17 protein-coding genes and 3 pseudogenes are annotated in these 21996 nt (G+C 37.3%); 11 read left to right on the top strand and 9 right to left on the bottom strand.

Annotated elements, in window-relative coordinates; genetic code table 11:
* A partial coding sequence (locus tag CM19_RS00560) for an alpha/beta fold hydrolase (RefSeq protein ID WP_235185577.1) occupies positions 1-503 on the top strand: 503 nt, incomplete at its 5' end.
* Between the two features lie 153 nt (positions 504-656).
* Positions 657-1931 (top strand): MFS transporter, encoded by a 1275-nt coding sequence (locus CM19_RS00555; protein WP_048098510.1) that lies wholly within the window; start codon positions 657-659, stop codon positions 1929-1931.
* Here CM19_RS00555 and CM19_RS00550 read toward each other — a convergent pair.
* On the bottom strand, positions 1923-2375 hold the full coding sequence (locus tag CM19_RS00550) for a MaoC family dehydratase (RefSeq protein WP_048098502.1): 453 nt from the start codon (positions 2373-2375) through the stop codon (positions 1923-1925). The genes CM19_RS00555 and CM19_RS00550 overlap by 9 nt on opposite strands.
* Positions 2376-2475: 100 nt before the next feature.
* On the opposite strand from CM19_RS00550, the gene CM19_RS00545 reads away from it, so the two are divergent.
* Positions 2476-3504, top strand: a complete 1029-nt coding sequence (locus CM19_RS00545) for an MBL fold metallo-hydrolase (RefSeq protein ID WP_048098501.1) — start codon at positions 2476-2478, stop codon at positions 3502-3504.
* Here CM19_RS00545 and CM19_RS00540 read toward each other — a convergent pair.
* Positions 3493-4614, bottom strand: coding sequence for a mandelate racemase/muconate lactonizing enzyme family protein (locus tag CM19_RS00540; protein ID WP_048098500.1), 1122 nt, complete (start codon positions 4612-4614; stop codon positions 3493-3495). The genes CM19_RS00545 and CM19_RS00540 overlap by 12 nt on opposite strands.
* A 91-nt stretch (positions 4615-4705) precedes the next feature.
* Here CM19_RS00540 and CM19_RS00535 point away from each other — a divergent pair, with 91 nt between their 5' ends.
* Together CM19_RS00535 and CM19_RS00530 are read left to right on the top strand one after the other, a co-directional pair.
* On the top strand, positions 4706-5893 hold the full coding sequence (locus tag CM19_RS00535; RefSeq protein ID WP_048098499.1) for a thiolase domain-containing protein: 1188 nt from the start codon (positions 4706-4708) through the stop codon (positions 5891-5893).
* 5 nt (positions 5894-5898) lie between these two features.
* Positions 5899-6382: pseudogene (locus tag CM19_RS00530) on the top strand (Zn-ribbon domain-containing OB-fold protein).
* On the opposite strand, the gene CM19_RS00525 reads toward CM19_RS00530, so the two are convergent.
* On the bottom strand, positions 6379-7920 hold the full coding sequence (locus CM19_RS00525; RefSeq protein WP_268744917.1) for an AMP-binding protein: 1542 nt from the start codon (positions 7918-7920) through the stop codon (positions 6379-6381). The pseudogene CM19_RS00530 and the gene CM19_RS00525 sit on opposite strands and share 4 nt — an antisense overlap.
* Positions 7921-8108: 188 nt before the next feature.
* Between CM19_RS00525 and CM19_RS00520 the strand changes: the two genes are divergently transcribed.
* The 4 genes from CM19_RS00520 to CM19_RS00515 all read left to right on the top strand — a co-directional run bounded on the left by CM19_RS00520 (position 8109) and on the right by CM19_RS00515 (position 11028).
* A complete protein-coding gene (locus CM19_RS00520) occupies positions 8109-9248 on the top strand; it encodes an acyl-CoA dehydrogenase family protein (RefSeq protein WP_048098498.1) in 1140 nt (379 codons plus the stop codon).
* A gap of 536 nt (positions 9249-9784) precedes the next feature.
* Positions 9785-9937, top strand: coding sequence for a hypothetical protein (locus CM19_RS13005; protein ID WP_160164844.1), 153 nt, complete (start codon positions 9785-9787; stop codon positions 9935-9937).
* A gap of 198 nt (positions 9938-10135) precedes the next feature.
* Complete coding sequence (locus CM19_RS13250; RefSeq protein ID WP_235185575.1) at positions 10136-10348, top strand: hypothetical protein; 213 nt, start codon at positions 10136-10138, stop codon at positions 10346-10348.
* Positions 10312-11028: an acyl-CoA dehydrogenase family protein gene (locus CM19_RS00515; RefSeq protein ID WP_235185574.1), complete on the top strand. Its 717-nt coding sequence runs from the start codon at positions 10312-10314 to the stop codon at positions 11026-11028. Before CM19_RS13250 ends, CM19_RS00515 begins: the two co-directional genes overlap by 37 nt.
* On the opposite strand, the gene CM19_RS00510 is transcribed toward CM19_RS00515, so the two are convergent.
* Together CM19_RS00510 and CM19_RS13000 are read right to left on the bottom strand one after the other, a co-directional pair.
* Positions 11025-12026: an acryloyl-coenzyme A reductase gene (locus CM19_RS00510; RefSeq protein ID WP_048098509.1), complete on the bottom strand. Its 1002-nt coding sequence runs from the start codon at positions 12024-12026 to the stop codon at positions 11025-11027. The genes CM19_RS00515 and CM19_RS00510 overlap by 4 nt on opposite strands.
* Positions 12027-12037: 11 nt before the next feature.
* The gene (locus CM19_RS13000; RefSeq protein WP_235185573.1) at positions 12038-12613 is read right to left on the bottom strand and encodes an alpha/beta hydrolase; all 576 of its coding nucleotides are present in this window, start codon (positions 12611-12613) and stop codon (positions 12038-12040) included.
* A 1592-nt stretch (positions 12614-14205) separates the two neighbouring features.
* Here CM19_RS13000 and CM19_RS00500 point away from each other — a divergent pair.
* Positions 14206-15001: pseudogene (locus tag CM19_RS00500) on the top strand (acetoacetate decarboxylase family protein).
* Positions 15002-15240: 239 nt separating this feature from the next.
* Here CM19_RS00500 and CM19_RS00495 read toward each other — a convergent pair.
* Complete coding sequence (locus CM19_RS00495; protein ID WP_048098497.1) at positions 15241-16047, bottom strand: amidohydrolase family protein; 807 nt, start codon at positions 16045-16047, stop codon at positions 15241-15243.
* A 235-nt stretch (positions 16048-16282) separates the two neighbouring features.
* Positions 16283-18329 (bottom strand): annotated as a pseudogene (locus CM19_RS00490) (xanthine dehydrogenase family protein molybdopterin-binding subunit).
* A 240-nt stretch (positions 18330-18569) separates the two neighbouring features.
* Here CM19_RS00490 and CM19_RS00485 point away from each other — a divergent pair.
* Positions 18570-20381 carry a phosphoenolpyruvate carboxykinase (GTP) gene (locus CM19_RS00485; protein WP_048098495.1) on the top strand — a complete coding sequence of 604 codons (1812 nt, stop codon included), beginning with the start codon at positions 18570-18572 and terminating at the stop codon, positions 20379-20381.
* 419 nt (positions 20382-20800) lie between these two features.
* Here CM19_RS00485 and CM19_RS00480 read toward each other — a convergent pair whose 3' ends face one another.
* Positions 20801-21208 carry an STK_08120 family protein gene (locus tag CM19_RS00480; protein WP_048098494.1) on the bottom strand — a complete coding sequence of 136 codons (408 nt, stop codon included), beginning with the start codon at positions 21206-21208 and terminating at the stop codon, positions 20801-20803.
* 63 nt (positions 21209-21271) lie between these two features.
* Positions 21272-21940 (bottom strand): helix-turn-helix domain-containing protein, encoded by a 669-nt coding sequence (locus CM19_RS00475; protein ID WP_048098493.1) that lies wholly within the window; start codon positions 21938-21940, stop codon positions 21272-21274.
* Positions 21941-21996 lie beyond the last annotated feature (56 nt).

The raw sequence follows: 21996 nt of genomic DNA, 5'->3' as shown, positions 1-21996 counted from the left end.
TGAGGGGGATTGTGTCCTCAATGATATTAGTGGATAGCGCGGGAATGGACTATTGGCCAACACAAACTATCTTAAGGCTAAAAGATCCTAAATGGGACGATTATATAAAACGAGTTGACATGGTAGAGGGCTTTTATAATTCACTGAGACAAGGAGTCGTAAGAAAGGAGAAAATTACCATGGAAGTAGCTAAAATGTATGCAGAACCCTTTTCGAGTGAGGAAGGCAAAAGGGCTTACTTAAGGGCAGCTAGGGCATTAGACTTTAGAGATACTTTAAAAGCACTTCCGGAGTTAAATAAGGTAAAAATTCCTACTCTAATAATTTGGGGAGATCAAGACGTATATATCCCTTACTTCCATGGAATTAGACTGTCCAATCAAATTCCAAGTTCTAAATTCATCTTACTCAAGGATATTGGACATTTTGTATCGGAAGACGATCCACTATTGCTTGCTTCAATAATCAAAGGCTTTGTAGATATTTACTTGATCTCTAACTAAGGAAAGGTTGTTTACTCTTATGGGCCTTGAGTTCACCGTTTGTCAGATGCCGGTATTCTAAGGGTGTACCGGAGTTTATCATTATTTGATGACAAGTTGGATACACATTAATACAAGAGTAATTTTATAATATTCAACCTCTTATTTTACATGATGGTGTACTTCGAGAACTTACCCTTGTCAACAAAATTAAAAGCATTTTTTCTGTCTTCAGCGGGATTTCTACTGGACGGATATGATTTATCGGTAATATCATTTGCCGCAACTTTTATATTGAAAGAATTTTCTCTAAGCACTTTAGAGTATGGGTTGTTATTAGCCTCATCTCTAGCGGGCATGATTCCGGGATCAATACTCTTCGGTTGGCTTTCGGATAAAATGGGGCGAAGTAAGTTAATGGGTTTAGATTTAATATTATTCTTAGTTTTCGGTATAACTTCAGCAATTTCACAAAACTTCCTAGAACTTTTCATTTCGAGATTTCTTTTGGGTATAGGGATAGGCGGAGATTACCCCATAAGTAGTACTTTAATGTCAGAAATGTCACCATCGAAGTCTAGGGGTAGATATTTGACTGGATCTGTAGCTATGTACTGGATTGGATCTGGTCTCTCTGGGTTGATTACATTAATATTTTTACCTTTTGGCCCATATTTTTGGCGGTACGTTTTTGCCATAGGTGGAATAATTTCTCTGCCAATAATAATATTAAGGTTAAGATTATCAGAATCTCCAAGATGGTTAGTCTCAGTAGGCAAAATAAAGACTGATGAAGTTCCAGATCCTGAGATTGAAAACAAGGGTGTCAAGGGGTTTATGGATTTATTTAGAGGAAAGATATTAAAAATAACTCTATTCGTTACCACCGTATGGTTCCTATTTGATGTTGCGTCTTACGGCATAGGTCTTTATTATCCATATTTATTAAAAGAGTTTGCTTTTCCGTCAAGTTATGAGGTTATTTTAGGGACATTAGCAATTGCTGGTGCAGCAGTTATTGGGTATATGATTGCAGAAATTATGATTGACTCATTAGGTAGAAGAGTAGTACTTCTAGTTGGTTTAGGATCTATGAGTTTCCTATTATATCTAGGAGGTCTCTATCATATATTAGGGCCTGTACTAGTTCCATATTTCATGTCCTTCGTTGCCTTGGAACAATGGGCAGGGGCTGTTACTTTATTTTATCCTACTGAACTATTCCCAACTCCAATAAGGTCTACGGGTCAAGGGTTTGCCACTTCATTTAGCAGGGTTGGTGCCGTTTTAGGTGTAGTTTATTTCCCTCAGATTGATAAAATTTTAGGTTTTTCAAATTCTCTTATCTTTTTCGGAAGTGTTTGTTTAGTTGCCCTTATAATCTCGATCCTTATGAGTAAAGAGACCGCTAAGATACCGTTAGAATTAACGTCAGAAGGTTTAAAGTGATTCTGGTCTTTTTGAGGAAATCAATAGCTTGAACTCTCCCTCGACAACCTTTTCTCCTCTTTGATTTTTTATCGTAATTTGAAAAATCACTATTCCTCCATTATATTTCTCTTTGTATTGTTTATCCTTAACTATAGCCTCAGCATAAATTGTATCTCCTATTTTTACTGGGGCTATAAATTTTACTGACATTTCTAGAAAAGCTATTGCGGTTCCGGCTACTAACATCCCTAATGACCCAGAGGTTAAAGTTAGCGTAAGCAAGCCGTGGGCTATTCTTCCCTTAAATATGGTCTTTTTAGCAAATTCCTCATTTATATGAAGAGGATTAAAATCTCCAGAAAGTCCTGCAAAAAAAGTTATGTGTGCATCAGTCACAGTTATGGGATTTGAAACGAATTTTTGACCTATTTGAAATTCATCAAAAGTTAACCCTTGATACATATTTCTAATGTTTTAATGTTTTAATATATAAAGATTATATACCATCTGATACTATTATAAATAATATGGTTGTAGAAGAAGGGAAGAGAGAACGTATAAAATGGAAGTAAAGATACTCCAACCATCCTTAAAGTATCTTAATGCATACGTATTAAAATCCAGTAATAATTCGATAGGTTTAATAGACACCGGATGGGACAGCGAAATGTCCTTTAACTCATTCCTCGATAACTTAAATACGTTAAACATTACAATTAAAGATATAAAATATATCGTTATAACTCATTTTCACGTAGATCACTTAGGTTTAGTAACAAGAATAAAGGCGAGAAATAAGGATGTAAAAATATATATGAGCAAGGTTGATAAACACTTCATTTCAACATTAGTCTCTTCTCCGGAAACTTATCTCTCCTCTACTATAAATATGTTGAAAAGTATGGGGGCACCAAAAGAGATGTATGATAATATAGAAGTATTTCCATGGGCTAAAAGAGTTAACATGTATACAGAACTAATCAGTTATGCAGAGGAATTATCTGATAACGAGACGTTAAAGTGGAGTGATAGAGAACTTGGAGTAATTTGGACGCCTGGACATACACCGGGGCATATATGTCTTTATGATCCAGAGAATAAACTACTTTTCTCTGGTGATCATATATTGCCAACCATTTCCTCCAATATTTCACAATTAACCGAAGAGGGAAACTATCTACTCGACTACTTAAGAAGCTTAAATAAGGTTCTTAATATGGAAGTTAAAGAGATTTTGCCTGCACATCAATATATTTTTACAAACTTAGAAGGAAGAATTAAGGAACTTAAGGAGCATCATTTAGAAAGATTAATAGAGACTGTTAATAATATCTCACCTAACGGTTCTACACCATATGAAATAGCATCAAAAATAAAGTGGAAGTTAGGAGGAAAGAGATGGGAAGAGGCCGATATATTTCAAAAGAATATGGCTTTAGGGGAGACTTTTGCCCATTTAGTATTCTTAGAGAGAATAGGAATAGTCGTTAGAAAGATTGACTCTGAAAGCGGAATGATTAAATACTTTAAAACCGATAAAGCTGATATTGAAAGATTAAAAGAGGAATTCTATAAGTTGTTATTGAACTGAATATTTTTCTATAATCTCCTCATTAAGCTCTATTCCAAGCCCCAGCTTGTTGGGTATATTAACATATCCATCCTTGTCTATTTTTAAAGGCTCCTTTATTAACATATCTCTGACTTCAACTCTCCATGCAGGAGGTTCGTATGGAAATTCTAAAAATGGGCAATTAGACAATGAACCTATTAATTGTAGGTTAGCAGCTAATCCTAATCCATGCGTCCATGTATGAGGTATACATAGCTTATTTTTAGACTCTGCTAACGAAGCTATTTTCTTCACCTCGTTTATACCTCCAGATAACGTAACGTCTGGTTGCACTATATCATAAACGTCTTTCTCAATTAGCTCCTTAAATCTATATAGACCATGTTCTAACTCGCCACCAGCAATTGGAATATTGACCTCTTTTCTTAATCTTCTCAAACCTTCAAGATTATCTTTGGGTAAAGGTTCTTCAAGCCAAGAAACTTCCATTTTTTCTAGTTCTCTCGCAACTTTTAATACAGTATTATAAGACCATACGGGACCAGTCCAACTCCATGCTTGATTTGCATCTACCATTATTTCAATTGAGAATCCAAATGCGTCTCTTAAGGCTTTTACAACTTTTATATCATCTTCGGGGTTTTCGCTGTGGGCTCTAATTTTAACAGCTTTAAATCCTTCATTAATCATATTTTTCACATCCTTTATTCTATCTTCAGCCTTCTTAACCTCTGCAGTACTCGCATAAGCCTTTACTCTATCCTTATATCCGCCCAATAACCTATATATTGGTGCCTTTAATGCCTTTCCTATCAAATCCCAAAGTGCGATTTCAACTATATACGTTCTTGGTCCAATAAACGAGGAAAACTTAATTACTCTATCAAAATTGCCTAATAAGAAAGGATCCTTCCCTATTAAATAATGCTTTACAAAATCCTCTATACTTTTCTTTACGACTCCTTGAAAATCTATACCTCCAGATATTCCAATAATTCCCTCATCAGTATATATTTTTACTAAACATGCCTCTAAGTGCGATTGTGCAATTCCGGGAGTCCAGGCAGGATATAGCTTAGTCGGTAATGGTACTTTTATGCACCTTGCCTCAACTTCCGTAATTATCATAGTATATCATTTGTCTTTAAGTTTATAAATTATACTCAATAAAGGTTTATTTTTAAGAAAAACTTAATAGCTCAAAGAGCTAATTATACACATGGCAGATGTTGCAATAGTAGGAACTGGGCACAGTAAATTCGGAGCAAGAACGGATGTAAACTTACAAGAATTAGCATGGGAAACGGTGAGACAAGCATTAGAAGAAGCTAATCTAGAGCAACAAGATATAGATATGTTTGTAGTAGGGAATGCGGGAGGTTGGAGTTCAGAACCTCTATCTGCAATAGTTATTGGAGAATATTGTAATTTAGCCCCTAAAGGAACTATGCGAGTTGAAGCTGCATGTGCTACTGGAAGTGCAGCCTTAAGAATTGCGTATCAAGCTATAAAATCGGGAGAGGCTAAAATAGCAATGGTTATTGGTGCTGAACAGATGCACCAATCACCGCATCCTTTAGCAATTGAGATGATGAGGAGGGCTGGGAATTACTTTTGGGAGTTTGAGAATTTTGGGTTAACCTTTCCAGGGTACTATGCTTTGTATGCCACGCGATATATGGCAAAATACGGTATGAAAGAGGAGGATCTAGGACAGATAGCGGTAAAGAATCATTATTATGGTAGTTTTAATCCTTATGCTACATTCCAAAAACCAATAAAAATAGAAGAGTATTTGAAGTCTAAAATTATTGCCTCCCCACTAAAGGTTTATGATGCTTGTCCAATTACCGACGGTGCGGCAGCTGTTATTTTAGCGTCTGAAGAAGTAGCAAAGAGGATAACTGATACGCCAGTTTGGATAGTGTCTCAAGGTTTCGCTTCAGGTACAGCAAACTTATCAAAAAGAGATGATTTCGTGTCAATTGATGCTGCTAGAGTAGCTGCCGAAGAAGCTTATAAAAGGGCTAAGATTAATAGAGAAGAGAGTTGGAAGTATATTGATGTAGCTGAAGTACATGATTGTTTCACCATAGCTGAAATTATGGCTTACGAGGATTTAGGTTTTGCAAATAGAGGAGAAGGGTACATATTGGCAAGAGAAGGTCAAACATATATTGGTGGCAGAATTCCAGTAAATGCTGATGGAGGATTAAAGGCAAAAGGACATCCAATAGGAGCTACTGGGGTTAGTATGGCGGTATCTCTTACAAGACAACTACAACAAAGAGCTCCAAAGGGTACTCAAGCAACTATTAACAACGGTTATGCATTAGCACATAATATGGGTGGTACTGGGCATTACGCCTATGTCACGATATATTCTCTAAAGAAACCTTCTGCGTGATGAAGATGGGAATTGTTGACGTTAGAGAAAAACAATTTAATGAAATAGATAAGAAAGTCCTAGAGCAAATAGATATGTTAATTAAGAATACGGGGTCACCAATAATAAGGGAGCAGAAGACTAACAACCCACTATGGATTGATGTAAGAGAACTTTCACAAAGATTTTGGAACTAAATGTCCAAAATGCGGAGCTCTGTACTTCCCCCCACAAGATGATTGCACTAAATGTAAAATATCTGGATTAAATATTGTTGAATTATCCGGAGAAGGGGAACTATTAACATACACTATGATAACAGTTAAACCTCTCAGCTTCTTCCATTATCCCGATTATATAGTAGGTATAGCTAGATGAAAAGAGGGTATTAACGTGCTAGCATGGATAAATGAAGATCTTAAGGATATTAAAGTAGAGATGAAAGTTAAGTTGCATGTGGTTAAAAGAGAACCAGAAGGTTATATAACGTATGAATTAAAAAAGGCCTAACTTTTTAAGAGGATCTTTTTTAGTTCGTTTTTCATTATTTTTCCCGTCGGATTTTTAGGTAATGTGTTCAAAAATATTACTCGCTTTGGTACCTTAAAACTTGAAAGATATTGTTTACAGAATTTAATTATATCTTCTTCTACTACCTTTCCCTTAAATTCATCTTTAAGAACAACTACCGCAGTTACCACTTCGATCCACTTAGGATCGGGTAGACCAACTACAGCGACCTCTTTCACAGCTGGATGCTTATAAATAATTTCCTCAACTTCAAGAGCACTTACATTTTCTCCCCCACTTTTTATCATATCCTTTTTCCTATCAATGAATTGTAAATAACTCTCATCATCCCTGATACCCATGTCTCCACTATGAAACCAGTCATACATGAAGGCTTTCTCTGTAGCCTCAGAATTCTTATAATAACCTACCATAATTTGAGGACCCCTAATGACTATTTCACCAATCTTGTTAGTATCTTTTATAACGTCGCCATTATCATCCATTAACTCTACATACGAGAAAACTAACTCTTTCCCACTTTTATCTAATTTCTTGTCATGGTCTTCTGGAAATAACATGATATCAACGCCTGTTGCTTCAGTCTGCCCATAATAGTTATAGAACTTTGCCTTATGGAATAATTCTTTTAATTTCTTTAAAACCTCCACTGGCATCTTAGAGGCACCATAACCTATAACTTCAATTGAAGATAGGTCATACTTTCTAAGATCAGGGTGGTTCAAAATTGCTATCCACATGGTAGGTACGGTACCTAATGCAGTAACCTTATATTTCTCTACAGTTTCAAGAATTAACTGAACATCTGGTCTAGGTATTATGATATTAGTAGCACCTATTATTAAATTTGGGATTAGACCAACAGTCAGACCTCTAACATGTTGTAGGGGTAACGAATGTAAGATTACAGTATTAGGGTCACTCTTACTTGCAATAATTGCACTCACTGCTTCTGAGATAACAGATTGGTTAGTTAAAATAACTCCTTTTGGCAAAGATTCAGTGCCACTCGTGTACATTATTAAAATTGGATCCCAAATATTAAGAATCTTATCCGGTTCTCTCGTACTATAACTCTTTATCGCTTCTTCAAAGTCCACAAATTGCTTATCTTCGACCTTTCCAAATCTGTTTAAAATTAACATTTTCTTAACACTCTGCATCTCGGTTAAATGTGATTTAACTTCTTTATAGAACAAATTTTCGACTAGTAGAAAACTACTCTCAGAGTTATTTACTTGATAAGCCATTTCCCTCCCTGTCAAAAGATAATTTATCGGTACGAAAACACCTTTTGCCTTAAACACACCAAACATTGATATTACATAATAATCACTATTAAAAGAATAAATCGATACTCTATCATATTCTGCAAGACCTGATTCTAAAAGAAAATTAGCAAAAGCATTAGATAACGCATCTAGTTGTGAATAAGTGTATTCAGCTCTAACTCCTTCCTTATTGATATATATAATCCCTTTATTATCTGGAAATTTATGCGCTGTAAACTTAGGTATATCCGCTACGACTCACCTATTGACTTTATTATACCTCTTCATTAAAGCTATGACATTATCCTCATTCAGAGACGAAACTAGCTTATCAATACTCACAAAATTAAATTAGGATATTATATTTATAATTCTTACTTTCATAACTTTGAAGAGGAAGAGTTTATTAATCCTCAACTTCATTAAATTTAATCATGCTTGAAGAGTTTAGGGAATATGTTAGAAAATGGATAAGGGCTAATACTCCAGAGGAATTAAAGGAGAAAGGTTCAACAATCCCATTTAGTGGAAGGTATGTAGATAATTTAGATGAGTTGAAGAGGTGGCATAGGAAAGTTTATGAGGCTGGTCTTCTGGGGATAAGTTGGCCAAAGGAGTATGGTGGATATGGTGATGATCCAATAAAGGAGTTAATAGCATATGAGGAATTCATGAAAGCTAAAGTACCATATGGAAATCCCACTGCGGGAATAGGAATGAGCATTGTAGGTCCTAGTTTAATAATAGCTGGATCGGAGGATCAGAAGAGGAAGTATGTGAAGAGAATTTTGACTGGAGAAGATATTTGGTGTCAAGGTTTTTCTGAGCCTCAAGCTGGTTCTGACTTGGCTTCAATTCAGACTAGGGCTGAGGATAAGGGAGAGTATTTTGAGATCACTGGACAGAAAATATGGAGTAGTTATGCCCACTTGGCCGATTATATGATTTTATTGGCTAGGACCGGAAAACCAGAGGATAGGCATAAGGGATTGACCATGTTTATTGTCGATATGAGGAGTCAAGGTATTACAGTTAAGCCTATTAGGCAGATAACTGGTAAATCTGAATTTAACATGGTGTATTTCAATAATTTGAAGGTTCCTAAAGAGAACGTTATCGGTAAGGTTAACGAGGGATGGAAAATAGCTACACTGGTTTTAAATAATGAGAGAGTTAACCTATCCATTCCTTTCATCTTGGCTGCAGAGAATGCGTTAAGAAATGTGCTAAGCAATTTTAAAGAGAAACAAAAAGAGCTTGAATTAAGCATTTTAAATCTATACGCCACTAAATTACTATATAATAGGATGTTAGAGTTATATGGTAAAAGAAAATCTCCCCCAGGAATTGAGGCCGCTATATTAAAAATTATATCTTCTGAGGTTTTGCAAGAATTTTACGAATTCGGAGTTAATAATTTAGACAAAGAAACATTAATATTCGAGGAACCCTTATCTGAGGCTAGTGAATTTTCATTAGGTCTTATTGCATCTAGGGCTGCTACTATAGGGGGCGGATCCTCAGAAGTTTTAAGAAATCTGATAGGAGAGTCTATCCTAAAACTGCCCAGGTAAGCTTTAATGCTTTGTGGAATAAATGAAGAGGTTATTTATTTACCTTACTAGTTTCTTTATTTGCAAGTTGACAAATGAAGTATTCTGAGCTAAACATTAATTCTTCTAAAGACCTTTGGATCTGTTCTAATAAGTAGACTGCGCGTATCTAACTAAATCAGAGGGGTGAAATAGTTTGATAATGTATACAAAGAGGAACAGACCTACTAGTAACTCTTTCGGATATTTTCTTCGTAATTAGTCTTAAGATTTATAGATACATAAATTACTAAAGAAAGTAGATAAAGTGAACCAAAATCTCAGAGTGTGGTGAATGAGAGTAGACTCTGGCATCAATCTTTTCTCAAGCCTTTCAAAAGAATTGCATAACGTCTTAATACTTTTATAAAACATATTAAGGGTCAAGCGATAAGTAATACTTGATCCCTAATGGGGAGCAGACCAGTTACGCGCATGGGCTCAAACGTCCCCTTTTAGCTTGGATTAACCTCCACTACACACTGAAGATGAGCCTATAGCCTTAGAGGGTGGTGAAAGTGAGGGTAATAAGGGTAGACGCATCAAAAGATAAACTCACAGTGTATTACGAGGAGTTCGGAGAACTACTTAACGAGAAAAAATTTTCATATGAGCTACTAAAGCGAGAGTTATATGTTGCTTTGGATAGGAAGCTTGTAAAGGTTACTTGAGTTGTCCGGTATTACAGAAAAACCTTTGGCTTTTTCCCTCGCGATTAGGATGGTTTTCTATTCCTCCTAGCATAAGTAGTTAATACTATGCTTAGATTCGAAAGCAAGACTTTGAATACTTGAAGCCATGGGTTACACATTAAGCTCTAAGAAAAGCTTTTATAATGTTTCTTAGATATTATAGCTTAGTGATTTTTGATGATAATAAGTAGAGATTTATATATAGATGAGGATCTTAAGTTAATTCTAACATCGCTAGGCGAGGCTATAGATAGGGTTTGGAACACTAAGTTGTTGAGAAAGTATGCTGAGGGAGATACGTCTGTTTTAAACTCTGTATGGAACGAAGTGGTTAAGTCAGGGTATTTCAATATTTGTATAATTCTTCACTATATAATACCGCTATCATAAATGAGGTCCTAGGAGGAAAATTATTACCTGGTGTGATTACCTCTACTTTAATTGCTGTAAAATCCATTAATGATCAACAGATCTTAGATGGAATATTCTCTGGAAGAATAAAGGTTGCTTTTTCTGATAGTGATTTAGTTCCAGCAGCAGATAGCGCAGATGTTATAATAGTTAAGGATAGAATGGGATGGAAGGAGGAAGCCGAAATAAACCCGTATAATTCCCTAGACAATTCTATGAAAGTAAGTAAGGTAATCTTTAAGAAATCTCAACCAATAAATTTCGACGTTAATGCCGCGTTAGTAAATTTGGCTTCACAAATTGTTGGTCACGCTGAAACAGTTGTTAACATGAGTATAGAGTACGATAAGAACAGGATAGCCTTCGGAAAGCCAATAGGTTCATATCAAGCAATAAAGCATAAATTAGTTGATGATGCAATAAGTGTGGAGTTAGCTAGATCGTTATACCTTGAGGCGACAAGAAATCCCGAGATGGCTATTGTAGCGAAATATTATGCCTCAAAGAGATTACCAAAGGTCATAATGGATGGTATTCAAGTTCACGGTGGTATAGGTTTCACTGAAGATATAGACATACACTTACACTTAAGGAGGGCAATAACATTAGGAAAAATATACCATAATTTGAAACCTGATGTGACTAAACTATTTACTTAAAACCTTAATAATATCTTCCCTAAGTTAGATTTTTCTCTTAACATTTGTAGCCCTTTTTCGATCTCCTCAAAACTTAAAATATTAGACACTACTGGCCTCCATTTGCCCTCCCTAGCTAATGATAAAGCCTCTTCAATATCTCTCTTCCCTGCACCAGCGTGTCCTATTATTTCAATATTTTTCAATATGAGATAGCCTAATCTTAAATTAACACTTTGTGAAGGATCTATATTTCCTATCTGTATTACTTTACCTCCTTGTTTAAGCACCCTTAAAGTCTCATCAAAAGTAAAAGGTCCAACGTTATCTATAACTATTCTCACATCACCTATTTTCCTAACATCTTCCGAGAATTTATTACCTACAATAACATGATCCGCTATTTTTGAAAGAAACTTTGCCTTATCCTCACTTGAAGTCACTGCAATAACTTTTCCACCTAAAGCTTTGGCCATCTGTACAGCATGAACGCCAACTCCACCCCCAGCACCAGTAACTAATACGTAATCTCCTTCCCTAATTCCAGATCTCTTAAGACCTCTTAGAACCATTGCAGAAACACAAGGCGTAACAACTGCTGCTTCATCTCCAACATCAGACGGAATCTTAACTAACGTAGACCATTTAACTAGAGCGTATTCTGCAAAAAATCCATCCAGTTCCTGAGAATAAACCTTTGAGTTCTTACAATAATACTCTTCACCTAGTTTACATGCATCGCACTTCCAGTCTGGAACGTAAAGCATCGTTGTAACCCTATCTCCATTACTATATCCCTCAACATTTTCTCCTACATCTTCAATTACTCCTACCATTTCATGACCTAAGATTAAAGGATATTTAGCTCTAGGATAGTAACCTTGTAATTGCAATAAATCCCTGTAACATAAGGCACCAAGTTTTACCTTTACTAATACCTCATCCTTATTAGGCCTAGGTATCTCAGTTTCAGTTATCTTATAGCCCCCCTTAAAGCTGGGTATTATTATAGCCTTCATTTTTATCATCGTTATTTAGGTAGCTTTAGCACATGTTCGCCAAGTAAATTTCTTAAAATTTCTGATGTACCCCCTCCTATAGTCCCTGCAAAGGATGAAAGCAAGCCTAAAAGTATATTATTACTTTCATCATCGGTTACTAACGAATTAATACCTAGTTCATTAGTTGTGTAGTAATAAAGTCTTTGGGACGCCTCAGTAGCTACTAGCTTAATAGCTGCTGTTTCCGGCCCTGGAACAATTCTTTTTCCTATTCTATTAGGATCTATTTCAAGTCGTTGTCTAACGTAAGATATAGCATAACGGTAATCATTCACCTGAGCCCAGGGATTAATCTCTTGTCTGGGTTCCCCTTCACTATCGCCAAAATTTCTATTATCATAAACTAGGACTGCTAGTCCAGAAGAAGAGAAAACTTCTGCAAAGCTGTCCAGGTACATTTCTTTAACAGCTGAAAAACCATGAGACATCACAACTGCTGGTAATTTACCTTCTCTTTCGGGTAAATATAACCAACCTTTTAGCTTAACTCCCTCTGCCATGAACTCTACATTTATCCTTTTATAGGTATATTCACCTTTAATCATTATTCACACCCTTATTCATAGTATTACCTAGTCCCAAGAGGATAATAAGTTTTTAGTATCTTGACGACACTCTGGATAGACACTTGTTTTATTAGGTAAAATTATTCTGGTTATTGGGTTTTAATTCGTTCACTTCCTAGCCAATTTAAATGGAAACACCAAGTCATAATGTCGTCATAATTATATAAGTTCATTATTAGCTTGAGATTAAGTAATACCACAGAATAGGAGTGATAGGTCCCCAAAATTTCCCCATCTCACACTATCTTATAGTTAAATTCATCTCGTTAAGAATCATAGGCGGGGGGATATGTGTAAGGATTGTGAGGTTGTTTTTATGAGGGTATCAAGCATAGGTATACAAGGAGTTTTAGGGAGGAGGCAATAAATTAGAGTAATCATACTTTACCGGGCCTTTACGAATATCTTTGTAGCATATTCTCACATGAACTACTTGTTCCAGAAAAGTTTTTAATGTGAGAAAAAGAGAGTGAAAAACAAGGATGATAGACGCCGATTTTGTTAAATTTTAACAAATTATAATATATTTTTAATGTATAGTATACATTAATTGAATTACTCTCGTAGTTTATGTATAAGAATATATAAATGTTTCATATAGTTATAATATGTTATGCGATAATGCAGACTCCATTTACCGTATGGGATAAATAAGAATCTTAATACCTTTTCTACCTCTGAAGGTTAGGTCTCCTTAGTGTGTCGTAATAAATGTATAAGAATCTTAATAAGAGACGTTAACTACGCCCTAATATAACTACTTATGATAAGACGATACACTGAGTACAAACAGCTTAGAGTATTAACGTTATGTAATGAACTTTACTCTTTGAAACTTATATAAAATTCCTTATACCTAGTTAAGTTAATATTGAACATAAGTAGTACTTAAAACAACATCGCCGACTCTAGTCAGCAGAAAGACTACCCGGGATAGACATTAGTACATAACCCATAGGAACACTAGACCCAACTTCACCTTCCCTTTCTCATTGAGAACAGTAAACAAAAATCTTGGGAGGAAACAACACCAGCCTCAATAGCGTGATTAAGGGAGGACATCATAACAAGGAGGGTTTTAGTGACCCTAGCCAAGTAGGAAGAAGTCCCTACTAATCCTAGCCTTAATAACCTCTCACCTTAATACCTTGAGACTAACTCTCTTAAATCGTCATAAGGCATAACATTCCTACCGTTACCAAACTTAATTTACATATTTCTTACGTCCACATTATCACTCTTCCTTCATAATCCTCAGGGATTCATAACCTTAACTCTTATCGATAGTAGGAAGTTAATTAGGCGCATTGAATACACTCCCGTTGACTCTAGCGCAACGGCAGTGTTTTCATTTACCGGTTTTAGTAGTTTCTCTAAGACCCCTCTCGTTGTTAGATAGTTCTTTAATACTCCCTTCTCACTGTAATTTAGTCTGGTTTTCGTAGTGATTAATATGCAGACAATTTTCCAGCAAAGTTTCTTATCATGAAGGACAGAATAACGTGAATGATCTACCAACGATAACCTCTAAAAACTTTAAAACAGTGAAACCTTATTCTATGTGATGCTTTATGTCTTTCAGTCTACCATTAACTAAGAGTGGAAAGTCAAGTATTGTACCTCCACCACCATGGCACTATGGTGTGACCTATATTGGGGCACACGTTAAGTTTGAAAGGGAAAGTGCCGAAAAGCTTTTACCAGAGTTCTTTAAGACTGACGGAGAGGCTTGGGTATATGTCGCAGAGTTCATATCCCCGTCAGACTCCACATGGGACTATATGTACAAAGACCCAGACCTAACGCAGTACATGGAGGGTGCCATAGGGTTTAAGGTAGAGTATAAGGGGAAGAACTATTTGTATTACGCTTTCATGTGGGTAGATAAGGACTGGGCACTGATTAGGGGATGGTTAGACGGGTTCCCCAAAAAGCTAGCTAAGATCTCCATGACGAGGTTACATCCGCTCCTTCCTAGATACAATAAGCCAGAGAGAGGACTTAAGTTAGGAGGGTATGTGGTGAGGGGAGGGAACGTATTGTTTAGGCTGACAGTAGACCTTGAAGAAAAAAACAGACTCTATCCCAACATCAAATTTCGGTCCCCTAATTAACATAAGGCACTTCCCCTCAAGAGGTGATGGTGAGACAGAGCTCTTTGAGATTATAAGCAGAGTGAGGGATGTGAGTAATTTAGGCGAAGTGTGGAAGGGAAAGGCTGAAATAGAGTTAGGAGGGTATGTAAATGACGAAGTTGACGTCCTTAAGGTTGAGGATGTAAAGGCTGGGTACTACTTCACACAGTACTTCAGAGTTACAACTACCAGGTTGTTGGATAAGGTAGAGAGAGTAAGTGTAAAGGTATGAGAGCTTTTTTACCATTCATTTTCTCTATGGCGGTCATACTTAATTATTACCGTCATTTGTCTTGACCATGTAGTGAGTCCAGCTTGCTGAGATAGGATTTCCGGTCACAGTACGCCTAATGCTTCTCGCACTTCCTCTTAGATGATAGTGTTATGATTGTCTCTTGGTTTGTCATAGAGAATTAGAATTTTATAAAATACTTCATTTTGATAATTACTATGTCTAGCGTATATCATTCACTAAATTTTCAGTATCCTCTTAACGTTGTCCCTCATTATCCTCTCATCCTTAACTACACTATACACTTGGTGGGCGTAGTCAGCTAAGTCTTGACCTTTAAAGGCTGGGAAATCGCTACCGTAAATAACCTTATCTGATATCTCATTAAGCCTGGGTAACACCTTCAGTATGTTTTTAGGAGGTATGGAGGAAATCTCAAGAAACACGTTATTTATAAACCTAGCCAAGTAAAAAGCAGTATCATACCATAACGGTCTCCCAGCATGTGCAAGGATTAACTTTAGTCTTGGGAAATCCTTAGCTATGTCGTCCACATAGATGGGGTCACCATACTTGTTCCTACTCCCAACACCAACGCTAGTCCCAGTGTGGATTAAGACTGGTAAATCATGGTCTTCAGCGAACTCATATACGTACAAGAGTTGTTTTAGTCCTCCCTCCTCTTCCCTATATGCGTTGGGCTTAAATGCGTGGTGGACTGGATGCAGTTTGATCCCAATTATACCTAAGGAATACTGTCTCTCTAGCTCTTCCTTAACGTTACACCTCAACGGGTTCACTTCACCCCACTGTAAGAAGAGGTCTGGGTTCCTTTTCCTCTCCTCATAGTCTATGTAAAAACCGTCATAACACTCCTCAGTGTGACATGGGTGAGAGGGTACTAAAAGAACCTTTTCGATCTCTACATATTCGTTCTTAAGTGTCATCTTAGTCCCCTCAACGTTTGCTAAAAACTCCTCACAGTGTTTAGGTATCCTTTTAAGGAATATGTGGTAGTGAACGTGGGCATCAATGACTTTTATCATATAGTTATATTGGTGCTTACCATTATTAATGTTTTCGTAGTGTACATCGAGTAGCTCACTACGACTGTGTAAACATCACTTTTTTCTCTTCATAAGATGAGTAAGCTAACTCATAAAACTAGTTTAATATAATTTTTATTTATTAAGATTGGTAGCAACCGTGTTTTTTAAAAATATGTAATGTAAAGTATATTTTCCGTTAAACAAAGGTTTTTTCTAGGTATTAGAAGAAAAATTATCCCACAATATCCCACGGTAGTACGGGAGTCTTACTGAACTTCTTTCCTGTAGCCTTTTCTAAGGCGATAAAGACTGAAGGGAGTGCCCCCGTTGTCCCGCCCTCCCCCACACCTCTACTGTGTGTAGGTAAACGTGATGGGTACTCCACTTCGTCAACTTTCACTGTGTAAGTTACTTCTTTAGCAGTTGGGACTCCCACGTCTGCTATGGAAGCAAATAGTGGGTCCCCGTATTGGTCATATGGTGCGTATTCCCAAAGCACTTGCGAGACCCCTTGTAATACACCACCTATTATTTGCCCCTTGACGTCTTCTTTTACCAATATTCTGCCTACGTCGTCCACTGCGTAATACGCTATTACCCTAGCGAAGCCAGTCTCTCTCTCAACATCTACCACAGCCACATGTGCTCCGGGAGCATATATGTCCTCAGCCTTATAAAACACCTCAGCCTCTAACCCCTCAGCTTCCTCAATACTCCTCCCGTTTAGCTTCTCCTTTAATGCCCTGCACGCCTCTATTACAGCAGACCCACCCACAGTGCCAGACCTAGAACCAAAGCTCCCTATGCCCTCTTTTAAGACTTCAGTGGAGTTTTTAATTACTTCGATTTTCTCCTCTGGAATTACAAGTACCTCTGAGGCTAACCTAGCGAATGTGGTTTCATGCCTCTGCCCGTGGGGTCCAGTGCCCACATATATCTTTACCTTACCACCCTCTATCCTTACCTTAGCCCCTTCTCCCGGCGACAGTCTGATGTTTTCTGTAAATACGGCAAAACCTATCCCTTTTCCCTTATACGTTTCCTTTGCCTCATTGTAATACCTTACACCTTTTTCAAATACCTCCCTATAGCCAGCTGGGTCATACTTTAACCCTAGTGGTGTTATAAAGCCGTTATCATCCACTAGGTTCTTCCTCCTAATTTCTATTGGGTCCATATCCAGTTCTTCAGCTAGGTCTTCCACAAGGGTTTCGTGAATTAGTGCAGCCTCTGGTCTACCTGCACCCCTATAGGGCCCAGTTGGTGGTAGGTTTGTGAAAACACCTAAGGCCTTCACTGAGGCGAACTTCATCTTATATGGCCCAGTCAGTAACCTAGCTATGAACGCTGGTGTAGTTGCGTTTATTGTGTAGTTATACGCCCCTAGGTCTACTGCTACCATTCCCTCTATACCTAGTATCTCCCCTTCTTCAGTAGCGTATAACTTAACGTCTGAGAGTACCCCCCTACCTATTGTGGGGTTCTTTAGGTGTTCTGACCTAGTCTCAATCCACTTTATTGGTCTCCTTAACTTTATTGAGGCGATTGCAGCTAAGATATACTCTGGGTGGGATGGGACTTTGTTTCCGAAACCTCCTCCCACGTTCCTTGTAGCTATAACCCTTATTTTCTCTGGTGGTATATTGAGTGCTTCCCTTATGTCGTCCCTAATCCTAAAGGCTGACTGGAAGGAACCAAAGACGTTGAGCCTCTCTCCATCCCAATAAACTACTACCCCCTTTGGCTCAATGGGGTTTGACACTATCCTATTCTGTAACAGTTTCCTTTCAACCACAACGTGAGCTTCTCTTTTAAGCGAGAGTTCCCCTCCCTCAAATAGTTTGTTTACTGAGATATTATCACTAACCCCAGGGTGGATTGGTTCTCCAGAACTTAACGCTTCCTCAATGCTAGTTATTGGTTTTAACTCTTCGTAGTCCATTGAGACTTCTTCAGCCACTTCCTCTGTATCATATCTGTCCTCCACAACAAAGGCTAGGACTGGTTGTCCTACGAAGTTAACCCTACCGTCAGCTAGTACTGGCATCCTAACTATTTTAGATGTCTTTAGGGTATCTGGGTCAGCTCTGATGGGCATGTAGGTCTTTACGTCCTCCCAAGTGAGGAATAGGAGAGAGTGCTCTGGTCTGGATATGCTCTTTATTATCCCCCTAGCTATCTGTGACCTCACTACGTATAAGTATGCTGTGTTTTGTAAGTTCAAATCGTCTATATATACTCCTTCCCCCAGTAACTTTAGGTAAATCTTCCTTAATCATAGTATGAGAGTGTGGTAGTAAGTTTATAAGTTTTCCATTAAAGCGTATTGAGAGTGTTTGCTTTACACATAGTGCGTCTTGCTACTTCACGTTTATTTAACTTCATGAGAGTGCGTAATGAACGAGAAAACGTTTATGGATTATTAAAATCAACTAACTAGACAATTGAAGGTATTTCCCTTGAGCCTCGCAGTTACGTTAAGGGGAAAGAATTAAATTTTTCGATTACAATACAATAGTATGGAAACTAACTCAAATTTTTTGAATCGTTTAGTTCAACGTCACGGTATTAAAAAACTGGAGTCCCTTCAAAACTTTCACTTAATTGAGTTCTTAAGTAAAGTATCTGAACTCTGCGATCCAGAAAGTATATATCTAGTGACGGGGGAGGAAGAGGAAAAGGAGTATGTGAGGAAGAAGGCATTAGAGAGTGGTGAAGAGATTAAACTGAGAACTGATGGGCACACAATCCATTTTGACCACCCTTTAGATCAAGCTAGGGCGAGGGAGGACACGTTCATACTCTCTGACACAAAAATACCTTATGTTAACACCAAACCTAGGAAGGAGGGGTTAGAGGAGGTCCTATCTCTGTTGAGGGGTTCAATGAAGGGTAGGGAGATGTATGTTGGGTTCTACTCCTTAGGGCCTAAGAAGTCCCCATTTCAAATCTTGGCTGTCCAAGTGACTGACTCCCCCTATGTTATTCACAGCGAAAATATACTCTATAGGAGTGCCTTTCACGATTTTTCTGGTGATAAACAGTTCTTGAAGTTTATCCACTCTAAGGGAGAGCTGGATATAAAGAAGAGGAGGATAATGATTGACTTAGCAGAAAATACGGTTTACAGTGTGAATACTACTTATGCAGGGAACAGTGTTGGGCTAAAGAAGTTAGCCTTAAGGTTAACTGTAACTAAGGCTATAGAAGAGGGATGGTTGTCTGAACATATGGCTATTATAGGTTTTGAGGGTGAAAAGGGGACTCACTATTTCACAGCGTCTTTTCCTTCTGGGAGTGGTAAGACCTCCACCTCCATGATAGGTAAGTTGATTAGTGATGACCTAGCATTTATTAAGGAATTTAACGGTCTCCCTATGGCTGTAAACCCAGAGTGTGGTGTCTTTGGCATTATTCAAGGGATAAACGCAAGGGATGACCCTATAATATGGGAAGTCCTTCATAAGCCCGGTGAGGTAATATTTTCTAACGTGTTGATGACCGTTGACGGTGACGTTTATTGGGAGGGGAGTGAAGTGCCAAAGCCCGAGAGGGGATATAACCATGAGGGTGAGTGGACTATGGAGAGCGGTAAGCCTGCATCCCACCCAAACGCTAGGTTCACTGTCCATCTAACGTCTTTCAAGAACTTAGACCAGAACTGGGATAACCCTAACGGTGTTGTAATAGAGGGAGTAATTTTCGGAGTTAAGGATTATGATACCCTTATCCCAGCTGTTGAGGCTTTCTCATGGTCTCATGGGATAGTGACCATTGGGGCTTCCATGGAGTCTGCTAGGACGTCTGCAGTAATTGGTAAGTCTGACGAGCTGGAGTTCAACCCGATGGCTATCTTAGATTTCATGCCAGTCTCTTTAGGGAAGTACCTTAAGAACTATTTGGAGTTCGGTAAAAAACTGAGGAAAGTACCTAAAATCTTTGGTTTCAATTACTTCTTGAGGGATGGTAACAAGTTCCTAAACTCTAAGGAGGATAAGAGAGTGTGGATTAACTGGGCAGTGAGGAGAGTTGAGGGTAGTGTGGACTCTATTTACACACCCATAGGTTTAATCCCCCTCTACGAAGACCTTAGGACATTGTTTAAAAGGGTCTTGAACAAGGAATATGGAAGGGAAGAGTACGAGAGACAGTTCACTCTGAAACTAAGGAAGTATTTAGAGAAAACAGAGCGGATCACTGCGATTTACCAGAAAATTGATGATACTCCAGAGGAGGTCATTAGAGAACTAAAAATGCAGAGAGAAAGGATACTAGACTATATTAATAAATACGGGGACTCAGTATCTCCGTTTAAGCTGGCTAAGGAGTGAAAGTTATAGCTTTGATTTTCGGACGGCTTTATCAAGGGTCGTTTCTCTACTAGATCTTGGATTTATAAAGATAGCTTTGCGAGGAGAAGTCTAATAACTAGAAGATTTTGTTCTTAATCTAAGATACATGAAATGAACTAGGTCATCAGTTCCTAGTAAAAACTGAATAGTTTGAAACATTTAAAACTTGTAAAGTATAAATTTTAACAGGTAAGTGTAATTATAGGATTTCCACATCCCCTTATACTATTTTAAAATAAAATCATTGTATGGTCTTAGCAATTAATTATAACGTTATTAATGTGATTTATAAGATTTTAGCAATATATGACGATTTATCAAATACACACAATTCTGATAAAGGATCTTAATTACGTTAAACAGCTTAGCTCACCAGCATTCCGTATGAGTGCGCTATCTCAAATCTTTTTATTAATTCTCTCTAACCGTACAAGTTCGTCAAAATTTTCCTTGAATTTGGATATCCTCTTTTTGAGGTTACGGGATGAGAGGAACTCTAAAGGAATTTTCATTTCAAGGCTTATGTCTATTACTCTGTCAGTGATATCAAAAAGGAGTACCCCAGTCTTATCATTACCATACCCAGCAAGGTTTAAGATATACCTAACCTTATATGTACCAGTTATGACTCTGCCATAAACGATGTACTCTGTTAATCCTATTTTAATATTAGCAGTAAAGGAGTCGTTCTCTAAATTAACTGTTGTAGCTTCAAACATGTTTTTGAAGACGAAAACTGGGTCTAATAGTATCTTCACAATAACGTTAGGTTCGAAGTGGTTCTCAATTTGTTCTTTAACTATCACATAATTTCATTTGAGTGTCCATATATAAATGTGTCTTTTCCCACATATATGTAAATAAAAATTTTAAGAGTAGAAGTTTACGTAATGCTCAACTAACTTTTTCTGTACGTTTCTTATATGGTAAAGGAAAGTTACCTTACTAAGTGAGAGTGATTCAGCTATATCGTCTGTACTGCTCCTCCTAGGGTACTCAAAGTACCCCCTCATGTAAGCAGTTAATAAAACCTTTTTCTCTATATCTGTTAAGTCTGGGAAGGATGAGATCTCAAAGTCCTTTGCTACTGCCCTTTTCACCTTCCCCAAGCTTTTTAAACCAGAGACTACTTCGTGGATGTAATCTTCATCAGTCGCAAACACCCATACTTCTCTACCCTCCTTGTTCTCATTACCCAATAGGGTAACCTCCTTATCATATAGGTACCCCGCTATTGAACCTTCATATACGTTGTAAAAGTCAATGTATGTGTTGCTGTTTCTTAATTCGTAGTCATTGATCTTAATCACATTCTTGTTCCTTTTCATCTTATGTAATATCTCCTTGTTAGCAGAATATACGAGTAATCTACTTCTCAAGTAGTTCTTATTTGGGTAAATAGAGAGCCCTAACGTTAAAGAACCATATGGAATTTTGGGTGTCCAACAGTCCTCGTGCTCAACTTCGACTATAACCCTTTTCAGCATCAAGATATTTATATACTTTTTAGACAATATAAATGTTTCTATTTTATTCATGATTGTCTATTAGCATTAAAAAACATAAAATAATTAAATAAGTACCGAAAAATCCT

It is taken from the genome of Candidatus Acidianus copahuensis (assembly GCF_000632495.1).
GTDB lineage: Archaea > Thermoproteota > Thermoprotei_A > Sulfolobales > Sulfolobaceae > Acidianus > Acidianus copahuensis.
Note: the sequence above shows the minus strand (reverse complement) of the source record. Positions and strands in the feature narration are given on the sequence as shown.

Bases quoted from the DNA above. Each gene is read 5' to 3' on its own strand.
- CM19_RS00555 (WP_048098510.1), top strand. From the start codon at position 657: ATGGTGTACTTCGAGAACTTACCCTTGTCAACAAAATTAAAAGCATTT.
- CM19_RS00550 (WP_048098502.1), bottom strand. From the start codon at position 2,375: ATGTATCAAGGGTTAACTTTTGATGAATTTCAAATAGGTCAAAAATTC.
- CM19_RS00545 (WP_048098501.1), top strand. From the start codon at position 2,476: ATGGAAGTAAAGATACTCCAACCATCCTTAAAGTATCTTAATGCATAC.
- CM19_RS00540 (WP_048098500.1), bottom strand. From the start codon at position 4,614: ATGATAATTACGGAAGTTGAGGCAAGGTGCATAAAAGTACCATTACCG.
- CM19_RS00535 (WP_048098499.1), top strand. From the start codon at position 4,706: ATGGCAGATGTTGCAATAGTAGGAACTGGGCACAGTAAATTCGGAGCA.
- CM19_RS00520 (WP_048098498.1), top strand. From the start codon at position 8,109: ATGCTTGAAGAGTTTAGGGAATATGTTAGAAAATGGATAAGGGCTAAT.
- CM19_RS13250 (WP_235185575.1), top strand. From the start codon at position 10,136: ATGATAATAAGTAGAGATTTATATATAGATGAGGATCTTAAGTTAATT.
- CM19_RS00510 (WP_048098509.1), bottom strand. From the start codon at position 12,026: ATGAAGGCTATAATAATACCCAGCTTTAAGGGGGGCTATAAGATAACT.
- CM19_RS13000 (WP_235185573.1), bottom strand. From the start codon at position 12,613: ATGATTAAAGGTGAATATACCTATAAAAGGATAAATGTAGAGTTCATG.
- CM19_RS00495 (WP_048098497.1), bottom strand. From the start codon at position 16,047: ATGATAAAAGTCATTGATGCCCACGTTCACTACCACATATTCCTTAAA.
- CM19_RS00485 (WP_048098495.1), top strand. From the start codon at position 18,570: ATGGAAACTAACTCAAATTTTTTGAATCGTTTAGTTCAACGTCACGGT.
- CM19_RS00475 (WP_048098493.1), bottom strand. From the start codon at position 21,940: ATGAATAAAATAGAAACATTTATATTGTCTAAAAAGTATATAAATATC.